Raw genomic sequence first — 17,800 nt, 5'->3', positions numbered from 1 at the left:
GCGCGGGGCGCCGTTCAGAAGGCGAACTTCCCGTACTGGAGCTTGCCGAGATCTTCCGTGATCTTTGTCCGCTCCTGCTGCGTGAGCGTCGAGCTCTGGTCGACCGCGAGCACGATGAGCTTGCCGATGAGCCCATCGATCGAGTAGCCGCGGTCGGTGGCGGAGCGCTCGGCCACGATCACCCTCGCGCACTCCGCGCTGAGCCCGGCCTCCACGAGCTCCGCCACGCTGGCCGTGTTCACCCGGACCGGCGTCTGCTTGAAGCGATTCGCCCGCCGGATATTGGTGATGGCGAGGTTCAGCCCGCCGCCCCCCGCCGGCATCTCCTGCGGGAGCGTGGCGCCGTGGTTGTTGTGCTGGGTATCGGCCTCCCGGGTGCTGGCGCCCATGATCGCGGCGCCGAGGGCCCGCACCCGGCCGATGCCGTCCGCGTCGGGATCCGCGAAATTGTTGGTGACGGCCATCGGGAAGCCCGTGCCCGGATCGAAGACCGGGCTCAGCGCGCCGAGCTTCTGCGTCATGTAAAGCACCGTGCCCTCGGCGGTCGCCCCCCGCTCCTGCCCGAGGGAATAGACCAGGAGATCGGCGGTGATCGACGCGAGGATCTTCTTGCCCGCCTGGGTCGCTGTCGTCATCCCGGGCAGCAGATCGCCGTCGAACGGCTCCGCGAGGATGAGCATCTCCGCGAGGCTCGCCGCCGCCTTGTCGGCCGTGCCCAGCGGGACGTCCTTTAGCAGGTCGCCATAGGGGTGCAGCGTGAAGGTGCACTTGATCTTACGGCTCGGCTCCTCGGAGATCTTCTCGATCTCGTGCCAGCCCACGCGGTGCAGCCGCTCTCGCAAGAGCTCGTTGCGGTGGTACTGGGGCACCCATGACTCGCCGTGGTTCACGCTGACCGCGGTGATCATCGCCTCGTCGGTCTGCTTGATCGGCATGTTGCCGATCATCTCGAGGAGGTTCCGCTTGCCGGGGACGTCGGCGTCGTTTCCCGCGATCATGCCCTTGTTGACGACCCACCACACCCTCCGCACCGGGTCCTCGCAGCGGGGCATGTCGAGCGCGGACTGGACCGACTGAGCGCCGACGGGGTTGCCCTTGAAGACGATCACCGTCTTTTTATGATCGTTCTTGCTCCCGATATACACGTTCCCGTCGATGATCCGCTCGGTGGGCTCCGCGGGCGGGACGCCGAGACGAGGGAGGTGCTCTTCGTAGAGCTCCGGGGTCGCGAATTTCTCCTTCCACTTGGCCTTCGGCGCGAAGAGGCGAGGCTGCCCAGGGCCGGTGCAGATATCGATCTTGTAGGCATACACATACGAGTGCTTGCCCTCATGGTAGACCGAGAGGCGGTACGGACAGTCAGGGTTCGCCCATCTGGCGCCGTCCCCCGTGAGCTTCTCGGCCTCGTTCCAGCGGTCTAGCTCGAGCTTGGGGAGGTACTCCCCCGGATCAGGGGTATCCTTGCGTCGCCCGATGGCCCACCCCGCTCGGCTCTCGATGATGCTCACGAAGCCGCTGCGGAGCTCGATCGCGCGCGCCTGCTCCGCGTCGTCGTTCGTGCGCTTGAGCTGCCCCTCGGAGCGGACGTGGCGGTACCGCGAGCACACATGGTCCTGGGCCTCCCGGATCGACCGGGCGAAGATGGCCGACTCGAGCCAGTCGCTCTGCTCGTCCTCGGGCGGGATCCCGCGCAGGCCGAGCCGCGGGGCCAGGTCCTTGAAGAAATCGAGCATGCGCGGCCACTGCCCCATCCGCTCCTTGCGGCGCCGCGACCACGGCTCCTCGTAGCCGATGTGCATCACCGGCGGCAGGGCCGGGCCTGCGCTCGCCGCGTTGCTGAGGCGCTTCTGCCCCCATTCGGAGAGGAGCAGGGTGAGGTGGTTATACCAGGCCGTAACGCCCCGCCCGACGATGACGTAATAGCCCTCGGGAGGCGGCGTCGCGACCGTGTTGTTCGCCCCCTGCAGCTCGTCCGAGTTGCTCAGGCTCACCGAGATTGTCCCGAAGCCGGTAGGGCCGTTGGTGCTCATCGTATCACGCTCCGGTGGTCCCCCTCGCCTCCCGCCTGCTCCCTGTCAACTCCCCGCGGACGCCGTCGCCTCGGGGAACTCATTCGGCGCGTCATGGACCTCCTCGAGCTTCCGCAGGGTGGCCTCATCCGGCTCGCCGGTCTCCGGGAGCCTGAAGCGGCGCTGGAAGGCGCGGATCGCGGCCTCGGTCGCCTCGCTCGGGCGGCCGTCCGTCCCCCCGCAGTCGTAGCCGAGGTTGGCGAGCCGCTTCTGGGTGCCCGAGAGCGTATCGATCGGGTCCATATGGCCGAAATCGATCTGAACCCGGAGCTCGTCCGGCCCGATCACGAGCTCACCCCGCGACGCGCCCGTGGCCACGAACTCGATCAGGATCCCCTTGTCGTCGGTGGTGCCCTCGGAGGAGCGGCCGTCCACCGTGAGCTTGTAGCGCTGTCTCTTGCGGGGCTCCTGGCCGTCGAAGACCTGGAGCCGGAAGAGCGCGGGGACGCCCTTCCGGCGGTAGACGTGCCTCCGCCCCGTCGCCGCCTGCTCCTCCTTGAGCCGCTTGTCCGGGATGAACAGGACATCGCCGGGGGCGAGGACGTTCATGTCCTTGCGCTTCCTCTTGAGCTCGGCGTTCTCGGGGTGGTTCCAGATGGTCTCGACGAAGAGGCCATGGCGCTCGGAGAGGCTGACCACGCTCTCTCCTTGCTGAATCACATGCCTTGTCGGCATTCCTGCTCCATCTGGCGCTCCACCGGGGCCGCCGTCGCTGGAATCTTAGCACTCGACCGGGCGCTCTGGAACCACGAGGCGAGGTCGATCTCCTTGCCAGACCGGCGACCCCTCGCCGGCCGCGCTCTCCCGGCATGTCCTGGCGCGCGCCCGGGCCCCGCAGGCCGTGGCGTGAGGGCGGCGCCCTGGATGCATGGGTAACTTCAACCCCGGTCAGCGGCAGGAGCGAGCGAGCCCCGATACGACGGATTTCGGCGGCTAGGACGAGCAAGGCCCATCCCGCGCCGCCACCCGCCCGCCGGCGACCTCCGCACCCGCGTCGAGGGACCGCCCCGGCGGCGCTCCCCGCCCCCTCGCGCACGAACCGGACCACGCGGGCACACGTTGGCCCTCGCGTGGCATCCCGTCGCTCCGTGCTCCTGCTGCGTGATGTCGCCGATCACACGCCGGCGCCCGCCGCATGGACACGCGAGCACATCTTCCAAGTAGACGCGTTTCAGAAGCGACGCCCAGTCGATACGGGCGAACACGGGCGGCACCACGCCGTCGCCGAGGCTCGTCGCGGCGGCTCGCGACCCTTGGGGTGGCACCTCGGAGCGCGCGGCGCTCGGCACACCGCTCGTCTCCGCCAGAATGGTCGGCGCGGCGCGCTCCTTCTTCTTCTTCTTCGATCGCTTCTTCGTTGTCGAACGAGCTGGCTCGCGACGATCCCCCGGAGGCTCGGCTCCTCGGGGCACCCCTCGGTGTCAGGCCCCCGCGTGTAGGACAGGCGCGCGCCGCGCGGCGCGACCTGCGCGAGCGCCACGGGCGCCGCCAGGAAGAGCGACGCGGCGAGCGACAGCGCGGCGCGTTTCATCCTCCGGATCCGGTTGCGGATGAGGAGCGGGCCGGACATGAGCGGAACTTCCTCCTCCGTCATCCGTCGCCATCCATACTATTTCCGGAAAGGTCCCCCGGATTGTTACGAACTCGTGCGCCGGAGCCGAAAAGGAATACACGAGGTTTACCGCCGACATCTCCCCCGAACCTGAGAGAGATGTCACCTGAGATCGGGACTGTGGCGGTGTTGCGAGGTGACCGGCGAACGGCGGCGTCCTCGCGCGATGAATGGGAGGCCCGGTCGCCTGCCGGCGGGCATGCGAGGAGCAGCGCTATCCGATCGGCTCAGGCTCGGCCTCGGTCTTCTTCCTCGCGCTGGCGGCGCGGGCCCGCTGTTCGGCGCGCCGCTCTTCTTCCGCCGCGTCCTCGTACGGCGAGAGCAGCCGGTCGCGGAGGAGCGCGTGAGTCTCGTCCTTGTCGTCGTCGTACTCGGCATGGACCCGGATCAGGAGCGTGCCGTAGGCCTCGTGCCACGCCTCGATCGCCTTGACGGCCGGATCCGCGGCCTTCGCCTCGGTGACGCCGAGCTTCTTGCCGTACAGCTCCGTCCAGCGCTGCAGGCGGCCTACCTCCGCCGAGAGGCCGAGGCGCTCGACCGCCGCCTTCACGTCCTTGCCGTCGAGCGCCTTGATCATCGCGCTCATGCGCACCCACTGCTGGGAGTAGACGAGGCGGATGAAGTCGGTGCCCGACGACAGCACCTCCGAGCGCACCAGCAGCGCATCGCGACGGCGCGCCGCCTCGTCATCCGTCAGCGGCAGGATGTCGGTATGATCGAACGCGCGCTCGACGCTGGCGAGCTGGCTGTTGAACGCTCCGATGCACCGGTCGGTGCCGCGATCGATCTCCACCATCGTGGCGTCGATACTCCCGAGCGCCTCGAGGGCCTCGGTGGACACAATGACGAACTGGACCGCTGCGTCGACCTTGGCAGCGAGCTTGAGCTTCTTCGATTTCAAGGCCTCCCGGTGAGCGGCGAGCTTGGTACCTGCAATGATGCACCCGCTCGGCGTGAGCCGGCGGGCGAGAAATGCGGCTTTTCCCATAAGATCCGGTTACCAAGCTCGCAATGACCCGGCAAGGCGGCAGCACGCTTTCGACGCGCCGCCGGGTGGTGGGGGCATTTGCCCGGAGAGATGTCACATGAAGGCGGGAAGATCATTGATGATTTTCTTCCCGCCTTCCCGCCTTCAGGTTCAAATGACCCCACGACCCGCCGCCGCACGCCGGCCGGCGTCCCCCCACGCCCCGCCGCACGCCGGCCGGCGTCCCCCCACGCCCCGCCGCACGCCGGCCGGCGTCCCCCCACGCCCCGCTGCACGCCGGCCGGCGTCCCCCCACGCCCCGCCGCACGCCGGCCGGCGTCCCCCCACGCCCCGCTGCACGCCGGCCGGCGTCCCCCCACGCCCCGCCGCACGCCGGCCGGCGTCCCCCCACGCCCGGCCGCGGCGTCGAGACAGCGAGATCGTCGTCGTTCCTCCCCGATTCCGCGCCTCCCGTTATGATTTTCCTCGGGTTTCTGCCTGCTCACCTCTAGGCTCGGCCGCCGCCCCGAGCGGCCGCGCCGCGAGAGAGGCCGAGCGTGCGAAGGATGCGACGTCCCCGATCCCCCCTCTCCCCCCGATCCGTGATCCCTGCCCTGCTCGTGCCGCTCGCCTGCGGCGCGGGGGCGTGCTCCGGCGGCGCTCTGCGAGACTCGCCCGCACAGACCAGCGCCGCGGTGCACGCGCCCGGCAGCAGCCCGGCCCCGGAAAGCGCGCCCGCGACAGGCGCCGCCGCGACCACCCTCCTGCCGAGCGCGGCTCCCCCCGGCCGCACGCCGCTCGGCGCGCCCGAGGTCGAGCCGCTCCCGTTCCTCATCGAGCCGTCGCTCGACGGCCGCTCGGTGCTGCTGCTCTCGAAGGCGTCGTCGGACCGGTCCGGCTGGGTCAGGCGCCTCGACGCCGCGACCGGCGAGCTCGGGCCGCCGCTCCCGCTCGTCGACGAGGACCTCGCCGGCGCCCTCTCCTCGCCCGGCGGGAGCACCACGCTGCTCACCTCGCAGGACGGCGAGATCTGCGTGACGACGTTCCTCCCCGGCGAGACCTCGGCCGCGTCCCGCTCGTGCGCGAGGGCCCGCGCGCACGCGGCGGCGGCCGTGGGCGAGCGCGTCGCGCTGCTCGAGCTCGAGGTCGCCGATGCCGCGAAGCGCGACAGGGGCACCGCGAAGGCGCGCCAGCGCCCCGCCCCGGCCAAGACCGCCCGCAAGGCGCCGGCCCGCAAGACGCCCGCGGCGAGCCGACCCGAAAAGGCGACCGGCGCGCGCGGCGCGGCGGTCGCGAAGAAGAAGCGCGGCGCGGATCGAGAGCGCGAAGGCCGGCCCAAGAAGGCCCCGCGCCCCGCGCCCCGGCCGAAGCGGCCGGACCCGCTGCCCGAGGTCGAGGTGCGGGTCCGCTGGATCTCGCCGGCCGGCGGGATCGCGACCACGTCGTCGCCCACCGGGCTCCGGTTCCGGCCGCCGCTCGACGGCATGGGGCTCATCGACGCCGGCGGGAGGCCGGGCGCGATCGATCTGCTCTACTACGCGGCGAGCACGAAGAAGACGAGCACGTCATGGCTCGGGAGCGCGCAGATCGCCTTCGCGTCGCTCGGAGAGGACGGCAAGCTCGACCCGCGCCGGCGCGCCGTCGTGGCCGAGGGGGATCTCGACTACGGCACGCTGCGCGGCCACCTGGATCCGCGCCTCGTGACCGCGAGCGCGGGCGCCGTGGTCGTCGACGTCACCGGCCGCAACGGGGCCTGCCAGGCGACGCGCGTCGCGCCCTCGCTCCAGCGGCTCCCCGCCGGCGCCGCGCCCAGGGCGGTCTGCGCCGTGGATCCGGCGCGCCTCGCCGACGCGACCCCGCTCGCGCCGGCCGAGATCGACGCGCTCGCGCGCATCGCCGCGAGCGGCGCCCGGCGCGCCACAGGGCAGCCGGCGTACGACCCGGGGCTCGCCGCGTGGGCGGGAGATCGCGCCTACTTCCAGACGATCTCCGGCGAGCTCTCCTCGGCGTCACGCGCCGACGGCCAGCCGCGCCGCGAGCCGGACCCGTTCCCGGCGCGGCGCGCGCGCATCGCGTGGGGCGCGCTCGCGACCGACGGCGAGGGGCTCGCCTTCGCCGCGGGGCAGCTCCACCGGCTCGACCCGCGCGGGCCGATCTCCGCGACGGCGGCGCCGGAGGGGATCGGCGCCGCGCCGCCGGGGGGCGCGCCGGGCACGCCGCTCGACGAGCCGGAGCGCCCCGCCGACAGGCGGCGCGCCGCGCGCATCGGAGCGTCCTGGTGGCTCGCGAGGACCGACGTCGTGCGGCTCGTGCCCGAGCCCTTCGTGGTGCCCGCGCTGCGGGGGCGCGCCCACGAGGGCGGCACGGCGCTCGTCGGCGGGCGCGAGCGGGGGCTCTTCCTCGAGGTGCTCGGCGACCGGCTCCAGATCACCGGCATCGACGCCTCGGGCGCGCTCGCCGGGCCGGGCGCGCTCGCGCCGGCGGCGCCCCACGCCGCCGCGGCACGCCCCGCGCCGCCCCACGCCGCCGCGGCACCCCACGCCGCCGCGGCACGCCCCGCGGCGCCCGCCGTCGCGATCGCGTCGCCGGTGCGCGCGGGGTTCGACGCGTGCGAGCGCCGGGGCGGCGGAGCCATCGTCGCCGGCGTGAGCGCCGGCGACCCACGCAGGGTCGTGGCGCTCTCGATCGACGCGCTCGGCCGGCCCGGCGCGGCGCGCGAGACGTCGCTGCCGCTCGCCGAGGGCGACCTCGCGGTGCGGCTCGTCGCCCTGCCCGAGGGGGGCGCGCTGCTCAGCGACGCGGCCCGGCGCCACGTGGTCTGGCTGGACGACGACGGCGCGGAGCTCGCGTCGCAGCCGTGGCCGGAGGACGACACCGGCGCGCTCTGCGTCGACGGGCAGCCGGCGCGGCGCGCGGTCCCGGCGCCTTCGCCGGGCGCCTTCGTGACCGTGCCGGAGCTCGCGGCCCCCGGCGCCTGCGTGGTGGGCGACGTCGTCTGGGCCGCCGACGGCGGCCTGCGGTGGTTCGGGAGCGCGGTGAGCGGCCTCGACGCGCAGGCCGAGGCGGGCGTCGCGCGCCCCGCGCTGCCCGAGAGCGCGGTCGCGGCGCTGCGCCCGGCCGCGGGAGAGCCGACAGAGGCGCCCGCCCCCGCGCTGCCGGCCGCGCCCGCGTGCCCCGCCGACATGGTCGCCATCGAGGGCGGCCGCTTCTGCATCGATCGCTTCGAGGCGATGCTCGTCGACGGCGCCACGGGACAGGCGCTCTCGCCCGACTACCCGTCGACCCCGAACCTCCTCGAGCTCACGCTCGCCGAGTGGTCGACCGGCCGGCGGCGGATCGGCGACGTCCACGCCCGCGCCTTCCCGCTGCCGCTGCTCCCCGGCTGGCAGCGCGGCCGGACGATCGCCGCCCTGGCCCGCTCCCGGTCCGGGGCGCGGCCGAGCGGCTATGCGACCGGCCTCGTCGCCGAGAGCTCCTGCGCCGCCGCGGGCAAGCGGCTCTGCTCGGTCGAGGAGTTCGTCACGGCGTGCCGCGGCGAGGACGACACCCTGTACCCGTACGGCGACACGTTCGAGGAGGGCGCGTGCAATGTCTTCCGGCCAGCGCACCCCGCCTCCCTGCTCCACGGCAACGCGTCGATCGGCCACCTCGACCCCCGGCTGAACCGCGTGCGCAGCGCCCGAGAGCCCCTGCTGCGCGAGACGGGCGGGAGCCCCCGGTGCAGGAGCCGCTGGGGCAGCGACGCGGTCTACGATCTCGTGGGCAACCTCGATGAGTGGGTGGACGAGCCGGGCGGCGCGTTCGCCGGCGGCTTCTACGCGCGCTCGACCCGGTCGGGCTGCGAGGCGCTCATCACGGCCCACCCGAGGAGCTACCTCGATTACTCGACCGGCGTCCGCTGCTGCCAGGACGGACCGGCACCAACGGCGACAGAGATCGAGTCGCCGCCGCCGGCGCCCGCCGGCTCAGCGCCGCGGCCGCGCGGGCATCTGCCGGAGCATCCCGGTCACGGCGAACGCGGCGGAGATCACCAGGAGCACGTGGATCCAGTTGTTCGCGGGCCCCACACCGAGCACGGCGAGCAGCCAGATCATCAGCGACACTAGGGCCACGCCCCAGAGCACCCCATCGGTCCAGTGTTTCATTCGGCCCCTTTCGAAAGGGTTCGTCCAGGGATGAAGCGAATCGCGTGCCACGCCGTCGCGGGTGCGCGCTTCCACGTGCTACGTTCGGCGGTGATGAGCGCGTCATCCTCCGCCATGGAAAGCGATCTGGAAAACCCGACGGAAGAGCACCGGATGCTGCGGCAAATGGTGCGGGATTTCGCCCGTGAGGTCGTCGAGCCGCAGGCCGACGAGCACGACCGGAGCGCGACCCTCAACATCCCCCTGATGCAGCGGCTGGGCGAGCTCGGCCTGCTCGGCGTGACGGTGCCCTCGGAGCACGGGGGCGCGGGCATGGACGCGGTCGCCGCCGTGATCGTCCACCACGAGCTCGCAAAGAGCGACCCCGGGTTCACGCTCGCGTATCTCGCCCACGCGATGCTGTTCGTGAACAACCTCTTCCACGCCGGCAACGACGAGCAGCGCGCGCGGTACCTGCCGAAGGTGCTCTCGGGCGAGTGGATCGGCGCGATGGGCATGACCGAGCCCACGAGCGGGACAGACGTGCTCGGCATGAAGACGTTCGCCCGGCGCGACGGGGATCGGTTCATCCTGAAAGGGCGCAAGGCGCTCATCACGAACGCCCCCGAAGCCCGGATCTTCCTTGTCTACGCGACCATCGAGGGCAGGGTCACGACCTTCGTGGTGGAGCGCGGGTTCCCCGGGTTCTCGACGGACGAGAAGACGCCGAAGATGGGAATGCGCGCCAGCACGATGAGCGAGCTCATCTTCGATGACTGCGTGGTGCCCGCCCGGAACGTCCTGGGCCAGGAGGGGGGCGGGATCCGCAACATGATGAGGAACCTGGAGCTGGAGCGCCTCACCCTGGCCGCCATGAGCCTCGGAATCGCGGATCGCTGCATGGACATCATGATCCAGTACGCAGGAGAGCGGAGGAGCTTTGGCAAGCCCATCGCCGAGCACGGGCAGATCCAGCGCTACATCGCGGAGAGCTACGCCAAGACCGAGGCGGCGCGCGCCCTCATCTACTCGGTGGCCCGCGGCGTCAGCCCCGACCGGAGAAACCGCCTCGGGACGGACGCGGCGAAGCTCTTCGCGGCGCCGGTGGGCAAGGAGGTGGCCGACAACGCCATGCAGGTGCTCGGCGGCTGGGGCTACTGCACCGAGTACAAGGTGGAGCGGTTCTTCCGAGACGCGAAGCTGCTCGAGATCGGCGGCGGTACGCTCGAGTCCCATCAAAAGAACATCACGCGAGAGCTGATCGGCCGCATGAGCAGCTGACGCTGCCCGGCCGCGCGGCCCCGCTCGCGCTGGCTGGACGCCTATTCGAGCCGGCGGGTCGCTCTAGAGATGAACGGAGAGGACGCCGAGGGCCGCGCCGGCCACGATGAGCCAGAGCGAGCTCACGCGGTAACGGACGAGGAGGAGCGCCGCGACGAGGGCCAGGGCGCCGGTGAGCCAGTCGACAACGGCCGCGCGGGCGAGGCGGTAGGAGACGACCGCCATCAGCGCGAGCGACGCCGCGTTCACGCCGTCAAGGAAGGCCGAGGCCACGGCCGAACGGCGGAGGCGGGGGATCAGCGGGCCGCTCAGCGCGACGAAGAAGAACGCCGGAAGGAAGATGCCCACCGTGGCGACCAGAGCGCCCGGGACGCGGCCCAGGAGATATCCGATGAACGTCGCCGTCGTGAAGACGGGACCGGGCGTCACCTGGCCGACCGCCACGGCGTCGAGCAGCTGCGCCTCGGTCATCCACCCGTATCGCTCGACGAGGTCCGCGCGGAGGAACGCGAGGAGCACGTAGCCGCTCCCGAAGAGGACCGAGCCGACCTTGAGAAAGAACAGGAACAGCGGCAGGAGCCCGAACGGAACGCCCGCGGCCGCGGCCGTCGCGGCGCCCCCGACGAGCGGGACGGCGAAGGCCGCCACGCCGGGAGACGGGCCCGCAGGACGCCCGGCCGCGAGCCGGTGCGCCACCGCGAGCGCGCCGGCGCCGGCCAGGACCGCGAGCTCGTGGACGCCGAGCAGGTTCGCGCCAGCGCAGAGCGCCGCGAGGCCCATCGAGCGCTTCGAGCGCAAGCCGGCGCGGCCGAGCCCCCAGAGCGCCTGGACCACCACCGCGATGATCACCGGCTTCACCCCGTAGAGGAGCGCCGACATCTCCGGCACGGCGCCGAACCGGACATAGCCCCACGCGAACCCGAGCGTGATGAGCGTCGCCGGGACAATGAAGCACGCCCCGGCCACGAGCAGCCCCGCCCAGCCGGCGCGGCGGTGCCCGATGTGGATCGCGAGCTCGGTCGAGCTGGGTCCCGGGATCAGGTTCGTCACACCGTAGAGATCGAGGAAATCCTCGCGCGTCATCCAGCCGCGCCGGCGAACCACCTCGTCCTCCATCATCGCGACGTGGGCCGCGGGGCCGCCGAAGGCCGTGGCGCCCAGCCGGAAGAAGAGCCGCGCGAGCTCCCAGAGCGCCGCGCCGCGGGTCTCCCCGGGCGCCCGGGCACCCCCGCTGACCGAGCCGTCGACCATGCCCGTTGTGTACCAGAAGCGGGCCCCGAACGGCCTCGAGAGGGCCGCCAGGGCGACCCCTCGGCGGCTCCGGGCGCGTGCCGGCGAGCGCCGGCCGCTCGTCACTGGATGGGGGGCTCCGGGATCTCCGGCGGAACGAGGAAGAAGACCTTGCGGGTGCTCAGCGTGGTCACGCCGTCGCCGGTGACGACGATCTTCGCCGTGAACACCTGCGGCTCGGTCGTCGGGGGCACCGAGACGTTGATCTTCGGGATCACGTCGAAGCAGACCGTCGGCCCCGGGAAGACGTTGGCGTAGGTGTCCGCGACGCTGTCGCGGTTCCTGTCCACGACCCTGAGCCCGGAGGTGCAGGGCTCCGGAGCCATGTTGTTCGCGATGATCCTGTCGACGAACGCGCTCACGGCGTCGACCGTGTCGGTCTGGTCGTCCTCCGCCGCCGCCGAGATGTCGAGCGTGACGTAGGTCGTGAGCACCTTGATCGCCTGCACGACAGCCAGGTTCAGGCCGGCGCCGCTGCTGGCGACCTGGAACACGAGCGGGCACTTGCCGTTGGCGGCCGCCACGCCCTTCCCGTCCTCGCCGGTGCAGCACTGGTCGACCGCGCACCGCGGCGGGCGTATGCCCTCTGCCCCCCACACCGTCGGCGGGACCACCGAGCCCGTCGCCAGCGCGCCGGCCGTGAAGTCGGCCTTCGCCGCGCTCTCGTCGGAGGTCGTCACCATGCCGATGAAGCGGCCGCCCAGGCCGGTCAACTCGTTCAGCGCCTGCGTGTAGTCCGGCGACGAGTGCGTCGACGAGTAGCTGTACTCCGGCGTCCTCCCGTTGTGGCTCGGCGCGTCGGAGATCATCACCACGATGGGCAGCGACCCGGCGCGGAAGCCCACACCGCCGAGGACTCCGACCGACTCGCCCGCCGGGATCGCGCTCGGCGGCGCGGTCGCCGGATTGAACGCAGGCACGTTGGCGCCTCCCGCGTGCGTGCCCGCCCCGGTGGCGATCTGATAGAGAGCCTCCCAGCCGCTCTCCGGAATATCGGCGCCCCCCGCGGCCGAGAGGGAGTTCACCGCGTCCTGCACCGATTCCCGCCCTTCCGGCGTGATGACGCTCATCACCCGGTGCTGCAGATAGAACGGCCGATCGGTGGTGGCCCCGTACGGACTGGTCGGAAAGTCCCTGTAGTGAGTCACCCCGAAGCCGATGCTCGGGATCTCCCGGGTGAGCTGCGCGATGATCTCCTGGAGCCTCTCTTTCAACTTCGCGATCACACCGCCCATCGAGCTGGTGGTATCCATCGCGAACACCACGTCGGCCTGCGAGATGTTGGTCGAGAAGTCGAGCGTGTCCTGCGCCGGATCCGGATCGGCCCGATAGGGCACGACGAACACGAAGTCCCCGTTGGCCCGCGGGTTATCCATGTCGTCGTTCGGGTTCGTGCCGGCGGACTGCTCGATGAGGTCGCTCACGCCGTCCTCGTCCGTGTCCTCGCTCGCGACGCTGGACTCGCCCGGGTCGAGCACGCCGTCGCAGTTGACGTCCTCGAGCTGGTCGAGGAGGCCGTCGTTGTCGCTGTCCAGATCGACGAAATCGGCCCCACCGTCGTTGTCGCTGTCGATGGGCGGATGCTCGCGCTCGCCCCCGCCCCGCTCGACCGAATCGGGCCGACAGTCATTGTCCGAGTCGAGATCTCGGAACGCCGGGATCCCGTCGCCGTCGGCGTCGAGATCCCGCTCGAACCGATCCAGGATGCCGTCATTATCGGAGTCGGTGTCGCGGAAGTCAGGCCACCGGTCGTCGTCGGAGTTCACCGGGTCGAGCGGGTCCGCTCCCAGCTCGTCCTTGTCGAAGAGGCCGTCGCCGTCATCGTCGAGGTCCGCGTAATCGGCCCTGCCGTCGCCGTCGAGGTCGTCCTCGCCGTCCTCTCCGTCGGGACGACCGTTGTTGTCGGAGTCCTCGTCGCGAAAATCGGGCACGCCGTCGCTGTCGCTGTCAGGCCGCCCGGTTTGCCCTCGCGGGATGGCGCCCTCGACCGCATCGGACACGCCGTCGTCGTCGGAGTCGGTGTCCTCGAAATCCGGCACGCCGTCGTCGTCCGTGTCCACGGCCTCGTCGCGCCCCTCCTCCGCGTCGCTGATGCCATCCTCATCCGTGTCCTCGACCGTCGGCTCCGGGTCGACCGCCGGCGGCGGCGCGTTGTCGTCCGGCGCGGCGTTGCAACCGACGGGCGCCGAGAGCAAGAGGCAGTAGAGCAGAGGGCGAAGACTGCGACGCATAGGAACTCCTGCGCGAGTGTGGGACGCGAAAGGCTAGACGCTCCGCACAATCCGGATCAACCGGCATTCCATCGCGAGCGCGAGCCTCCAACGTCATCGACAGCGCGACGAAGTGTGGCGCGGAGATCGCCGCGGACCGGCGGCACGTGCGAGCCGCGCAACAGAGACCGCCATGTCGCCTCATGCTGACGGCGGAACGCCGCGCTCCGCCGCGGGCGCCCGAGCGCTGCCCCTGCTTCAGAGAAGTTTCACGCGAGGTGCCATGACGGTTATCGATTCCGTCGGCGCGCTCTCACGGTAAGGGCAATGACGGCATTTCGAGTTACAGCAGTATCCCCGCTTCAGGTGATACGCCTCTGTGAACACCACCCGGCCTCCCTCGAGGTAATAGTCTTCGCCTTCGATGGCCCTGGGAGGTTTCGGCCCGCGCATCTGCCCTCGATCAAGCTACTCCGAAACGCGCGCCGGCGCCATCCGGCCCCGGGGCGCGCCGGCTCCACGCCGCCCGCGCGCCGCCCGTGCTACGCCTGCGCCGCCCGCCGCACGCCGCTGATCCGGCGGGTCCGCCCGCAATGCCCGATCGATCCTGCTCGAAGCTCCTCCGCGCCCTGCTCCCGCTCCTCGCCGCGACCGGCTGCGACGGCTGCCCGAGCTCCAAGCCTTACACGCCCTACACGCTCGGCTCGGCGGCGCCCTCCGGCGCCCCGCCCCCGCCGAGCGGCGTCGGCCCCGGCGCCCCGGACCCGGGCCCCGATGCCGACGCCGGCGCGCCCGACGCCGGCGCGCCCGACGCCGCCGCCCCGCCCCGGTTCGCGGCCGTGCCGAGCGTCCCGGCGCCCGAGGGCGGCAAGCGGTGGCCCCTCGACGGCGGCGCCGTGGTCGCCGCGCCGACCGGGCGCACCTTCGAGACCGGCCTCCTCCTCGACCTCGACGGGGACGGCGCGCGCGATCTCGTCGCCTGGACGCGGGCGCCCGACGGCCTGCGCGGCGAGCTCCTGTTCGCGCCCGCCGCGCGGCCCCAGGCGCTGCGCACGCTCACCGCGCTCCCCGGCGATCTCGCCGCGCAGGGGTGCACCCCGCGCGTCGGCCTCAGCCAGATCGGCCCCTCGACGCTCGCCCTCGATTTCGCGCCGCAGTGCGCCGATCCGCAGCGCGCCGCCGGCGCGGGCGCCGCGCGCTGGATCGCCGTGATCCGCCTCCCCGGGCCCGCCGCGGGCGCGGGCGCGCCGCCGGAGCTCGCCCTGGAGCTCCGCCTCCGCGCGCCGCCGCCGGCGGAAGCGCTCTCCGCCGCCCTCGAGGTCGCCGACCGCGACGCGGACGGCCGCGACGACCTCGTCGTCTCCGTCGGAATCGAAGGCGCGCTGCGCCCGTTCCCCGCCCCGGCGGGCGCCGCCTCCGAGCTCCGCGCCCCGCTCGTCTTCCTCGATCGCCCCGCCGGCCTGTCGCGCGACGCGGCGCAGCCCGGCGAGACGCTGCGCGCCCTCGCCGCCTCCCTGCTCCGCGACGCGCGCGGCAAGTCCACCGCGCCGGCCGTGGCCGCCTCCGCCCAGCGGCTGCGCCGGCTCCACGCGCTCCTCTGCGCGGACGCCGCGGGCGGCGGCGGCGCGATCGCCGGCCGCGACGCCGCGCGCGCCGGCGAGGCCCGCGTCTGGACGGGCGCCGGCCCGGTGCGCTGCGGCGAGCCGGGGCTCGCGGCGGCGATCGACCACGCCGAGGCGGTCGCGGCCTCGACGCGAGGCGCGCCGCTCGCGGCCGTCGCGGCGCTCGACCGCGGCGGCGCCGAGCCCCGCACCAAGGAGGAAGGCAAGCTCCTCGCGAAGCTCGCGCCGCCGGTGACCCCCAGCGCCGTGTACCGCACCGCCGCCGCCCCGCAGTCGACCCGGCCCGGCGCCTTCGGCCCGCTCGCGTTCGAGGCGAGCGGCGCCCTGCTCGTCCGGACCGCGCAGGGCGTCGTCCGCGTCGACCCCGCGGCGTCCACCGAGTCCGCGACGGACATCCCCCCCTGGCCCACCGCCGTCCGCGCCGGGCCCGCGGAGCTCGTCGCCGTCGAGCGGCGCTGCGACGCGCCCACGCTGCTCGCGCTCTTCCGCAGCTCGCCCGACGCCGTCGGCGAGATGGAGGCCCCCCTCCCGCTGCTCCGCGGCCAGGGGCCCCGCGCCCGGGCGGGCGCGGCCTCGCCCGAGCGCTGCGCCGGGACCGAGCGGCTGCCGTACTCCCCGCTCGCCGCGTCCGAGGGCGGCTTCGACATCGCCCTCGGCGCCGCGCTGGTCTCGATCGACCTGCGCGCGGCCGCGCCGGCCTCGTCCGCGCTCTCGTTCCCGCTCACCACGCCCGCCCCGCAGGGCGCGGCGCGGTCGCCGGACGGCACCACGCTCGCCGTCCCCGCCGCCGGCGGGCTCCTCGTGGCGACGGCCGGCGGCGCCGCGCGCCTCTGGTCGGGCGGCGACCTCGCGCAGGCGACCGCGTGCGCGCCGGCCAACGGAGGCGCCCGCGTCGCGTGCGTCGCCGGCGCGGCCGCGGTGATCTTCGAGGCGAAGTGACCCCCGCGGCCGTGGCCCCGGGGGTCAGCCGAGGGTCAGCCCTTGTTGACGCGCTCCAGGTACTTGCCGTCGGTCGTGTCGATCTTGATCCACTCGCCCTCCTTCACGAAGAGCGGGACGTTCACGGTCGCGCCGGTCGACACCGTGGCGGGCTTTGTGGCGCCGCTCGCCGTGTCGCCCTTCACGCCCGGCTCGCTGGTCACGATCTGGAGCACCACGTGCGGGGGCATGCTGACGCCGATCGGCTGCCCGTTGAACAGGGTCACATCGATTGACATCCCGTCGCTCAGCCACTGCGAATCCTCGCCGATCTTCTCGCCGGGGACCGTGAGCTGCTCGCCGGTCGCCGGGTCCATGAACACGAAGTCGGTGCCCTCGGGATAGATGTACTGGAGGCTGCGCTCCTCCACGTCCGCCGGCTCAAGCTTCTCGCCCGATTTGTACGTGCGCTCGAGCACCGCGCCCGTCGCCATGTTCCGGATCTTGACGCGGGTGAACGCCTGCCCCTTTCCCGGCTTGACGAACTGGAAGTCGATGACCGAGTAGGGCTGGCCGTCGACCATCATCTTGAGGCCTTTTCGGATGTCGCTTGTGTCCATGGGCAGAGCTTCCTGGTAGCGTAAGGGCGGCCTGTCGGCGAGGCCGGGGATCCGCGTCATCGGCCCCCTGGCGCGGCCCGGGAGCCCGCGTCCGCGGCCTCCGGGGCGCGGCTAAGGGGTCCGCGTCGCGGCCCCCTTAGCACGAGCGTGGCCCCCTGCACAGCGCGCGGTTTCAGGACCTGAAAATGCACGACTTCGACGACGAGCTCCGGGAGATCAAGCGTGAGATCGTGGAATCCCGTGGGCTCATCATCAAGACGAACAACCTCACGAACGCCCTCGCGGCGGACCTGAAGAGCATCTCCAAGCGCCAGATGGCGTACGAGCGGCGCGCCTTCTGGAACAGCGCGAGCGCGAACCTGCTCTTCGTGATCGTGGTGATCGGCGTGGTCAAGCTCGCCTGGGACGCGCGCGTCGACGCCGTCCAGGCCGAGACGAAGGGCGCCCGGGACCGCATCGCGAAGCACGAGGCGGATCTCAAGGAGATGCAGCAGCGGAACGACGCGCGCGCCAAGGCCGAGAGCGACGCCGCGGCCTTCTACGAGCTCATCCGCGCCGAGCGGCGGCAGGAGGTGCTCGAGGGGTTCGAGGCGCTGCGCAAGGCGCCGCTCACCCGGGCCGAGCTCGCCTTCTTCACGGACGCGGTCGACAAGGCGCGCTCGGAGCTCTCGATCAAATCGTACCAGACGGGCCTCGATCACATGCGGACGGGCCGCTGGCACGAGGCCGCGGTCGCCTTCGAGGACGCGATCCGCCAGAAGGAGACCGCGTCGCACACCCCGTCGGCCCGCCTCAACCTGGCGCGCGCCTACCGCAGGCTGAACCGGCAGCGCGACGCGATCCCGCTGCTCATGACGCTCTCCGAGGCGTCGCCCGACCGCGAGGTCATGGATGACGCGACCTTCCTCCTCGCCGAGTGCCTCCTCGACATCCAGGCCTGGAACGACGCGAAGACGACGCTGCGGTCGTTCATTCGCCGCTTCCCGGACAGCGCGTACATCAACGACGCGCGCCTCGCGCTGGCCGACGTCTCGCTCCGGCACTGACGCCCGCCGCCGCGCCCGGCGCTGACGCCCGCGCCGGCGCG

11 protein-coding genes are annotated in these 17,800 nt (G+C 72.6%); 4 read left to right on the top strand and 7 right to left on the bottom strand.

Annotated features, from left to right (window positions below; genetic code table 11):
- Positions 1 to 14: 14 nt before the first annotated feature.
- From WMF28_RS44280 to WMF28_RS44270, 3 genes are all read right to left on the bottom strand, one after another.
- On the bottom strand, positions 15 to 2,030 hold the full coding sequence (locus WMF28_RS44280; RefSeq protein WP_437599803.1) for a hypothetical protein: 2,016 nt from the start codon (positions 2,028 to 2,030) through the stop codon (positions 15 to 17).
- A gap of 45 nt (positions 2,031 to 2,075) precedes the next feature.
- Entirely contained in the window at positions 2,076 to 2,708 is a 633-nt protein-coding gene (locus tag WMF28_RS44275) for a peptidoglycan-binding domain-containing protein (RefSeq protein ID WP_437599802.1), read from the bottom strand.
- A 1,187-nt stretch (positions 2,709 to 3,895) separates the two neighbouring features.
- Positions 3,896 to 4,669: a phosphoenolpyruvate--protein phosphotransferase gene (locus WMF28_RS44270; RefSeq protein ID WP_437599801.1), complete on the bottom strand. Its 774-nt coding sequence runs from the start codon at positions 4,667 to 4,669 to the stop codon at positions 3,896 to 3,898.
- A 581-nt stretch (positions 4,670 to 5,250) separates the two neighbouring features.
- On the opposite strand from WMF28_RS44270, the gene WMF28_RS44265 reads away from it, so the two are divergent.
- Positions 5,251 to 8,754 carry a hypothetical protein gene (locus WMF28_RS44265; RefSeq protein ID WP_437599800.1) on the top strand — a complete coding sequence of 1,168 codons (3,504 nt, stop codon included), beginning with the start codon at positions 5,251 to 5,253 and terminating at the stop codon, positions 8,752 to 8,754.
- A gap of 153 nt (positions 8,755 to 8,907) precedes the next feature.
- Positions 8,908 to 10,053, top strand: a complete 1,146-nt coding sequence (locus WMF28_RS44260) for an acyl-CoA dehydrogenase family protein (RefSeq protein ID WP_437604380.1) — start codon at positions 8,908 to 8,910, stop codon at positions 10,051 to 10,053.
- Between the two features lie 63 nt (positions 10,054 to 10,116).
- Here WMF28_RS44260 and chrA read toward each other — a convergent pair whose 3' ends face one another.
- The 3 genes from chrA to WMF28_RS44245 all read right to left on the bottom strand — a co-directional run bounded on the left by chrA (position 10,117) and on the right by WMF28_RS44245 (position 14,006).
- Positions 10,117 to 11,304 carry a chromate efflux transporter gene (gene chrA / locus WMF28_RS44255; RefSeq protein WP_437599798.1) on the bottom strand — a complete coding sequence of 396 codons (1,188 nt, stop codon included), beginning with the start codon at positions 11,302 to 11,304 and terminating at the stop codon, positions 10,117 to 10,119.
- 101 nt (positions 11,305 to 11,405) lie between these two features.
- Entirely contained in the window at positions 11,406 to 13,574 is a 2,169-nt protein-coding gene (locus WMF28_RS44250) for a VWA domain-containing protein (RefSeq protein ID WP_437599797.1), read from the bottom strand.
- Positions 13,575 to 13,811: 237 nt separating this feature from the next.
- Positions 13,812 to 14,006 (bottom strand): DUF5522 domain-containing protein, encoded by a 195-nt coding sequence (locus WMF28_RS44245; protein ID WP_437599796.1) that lies wholly within the window; start codon positions 14,004 to 14,006, stop codon positions 13,812 to 13,814.
- Between the two features lie 140 nt (positions 14,007 to 14,146).
- Between WMF28_RS44245 and WMF28_RS44240 the strand changes: the two genes are divergently transcribed.
- A complete protein-coding gene (locus WMF28_RS44240; RefSeq protein WP_437599794.1) occupies positions 14,147 to 16,114 on the top strand; it encodes a hypothetical protein in 1,968 nt (655 codons plus the stop codon).
- A gap of 35 nt (positions 16,115 to 16,149) precedes the next feature.
- On the opposite strand, the gene efp is transcribed toward WMF28_RS44240, so the two are convergent.
- Positions 16,150 to 16,713, bottom strand: a complete 564-nt coding sequence (efp, locus tag WMF28_RS44235) for an elongation factor P (protein ID WP_437599793.1) — start codon at positions 16,711 to 16,713, stop codon at positions 16,150 to 16,152.
- 185 nt (positions 16,714 to 16,898) lie between these two features.
- On the opposite strand from efp, the gene WMF28_RS44230 reads away from it, so the two are divergent.
- Positions 16,899 to 17,759, top strand: coding sequence for a tetratricopeptide repeat protein (locus WMF28_RS44230; protein WP_437599792.1), 861 nt, complete (start codon positions 16,899 to 16,901; stop codon positions 17,757 to 17,759).
- Positions 17,760 to 17,800 lie beyond the last annotated feature (41 nt).

Source organism: Sorangium sp. So ce590 (assembly GCF_051521365.1).
In the GTDB taxonomy this organism is placed as follows: domain Bacteria; phylum Myxococcota_A; class Polyangia; order Polyangiales; family Polyangiaceae; genus Sorangium.
The sequence above is the reverse complement of the archived record's forward strand: the minus strand, read 5'-3'. Positions and strand labels throughout refer to the sequence as shown.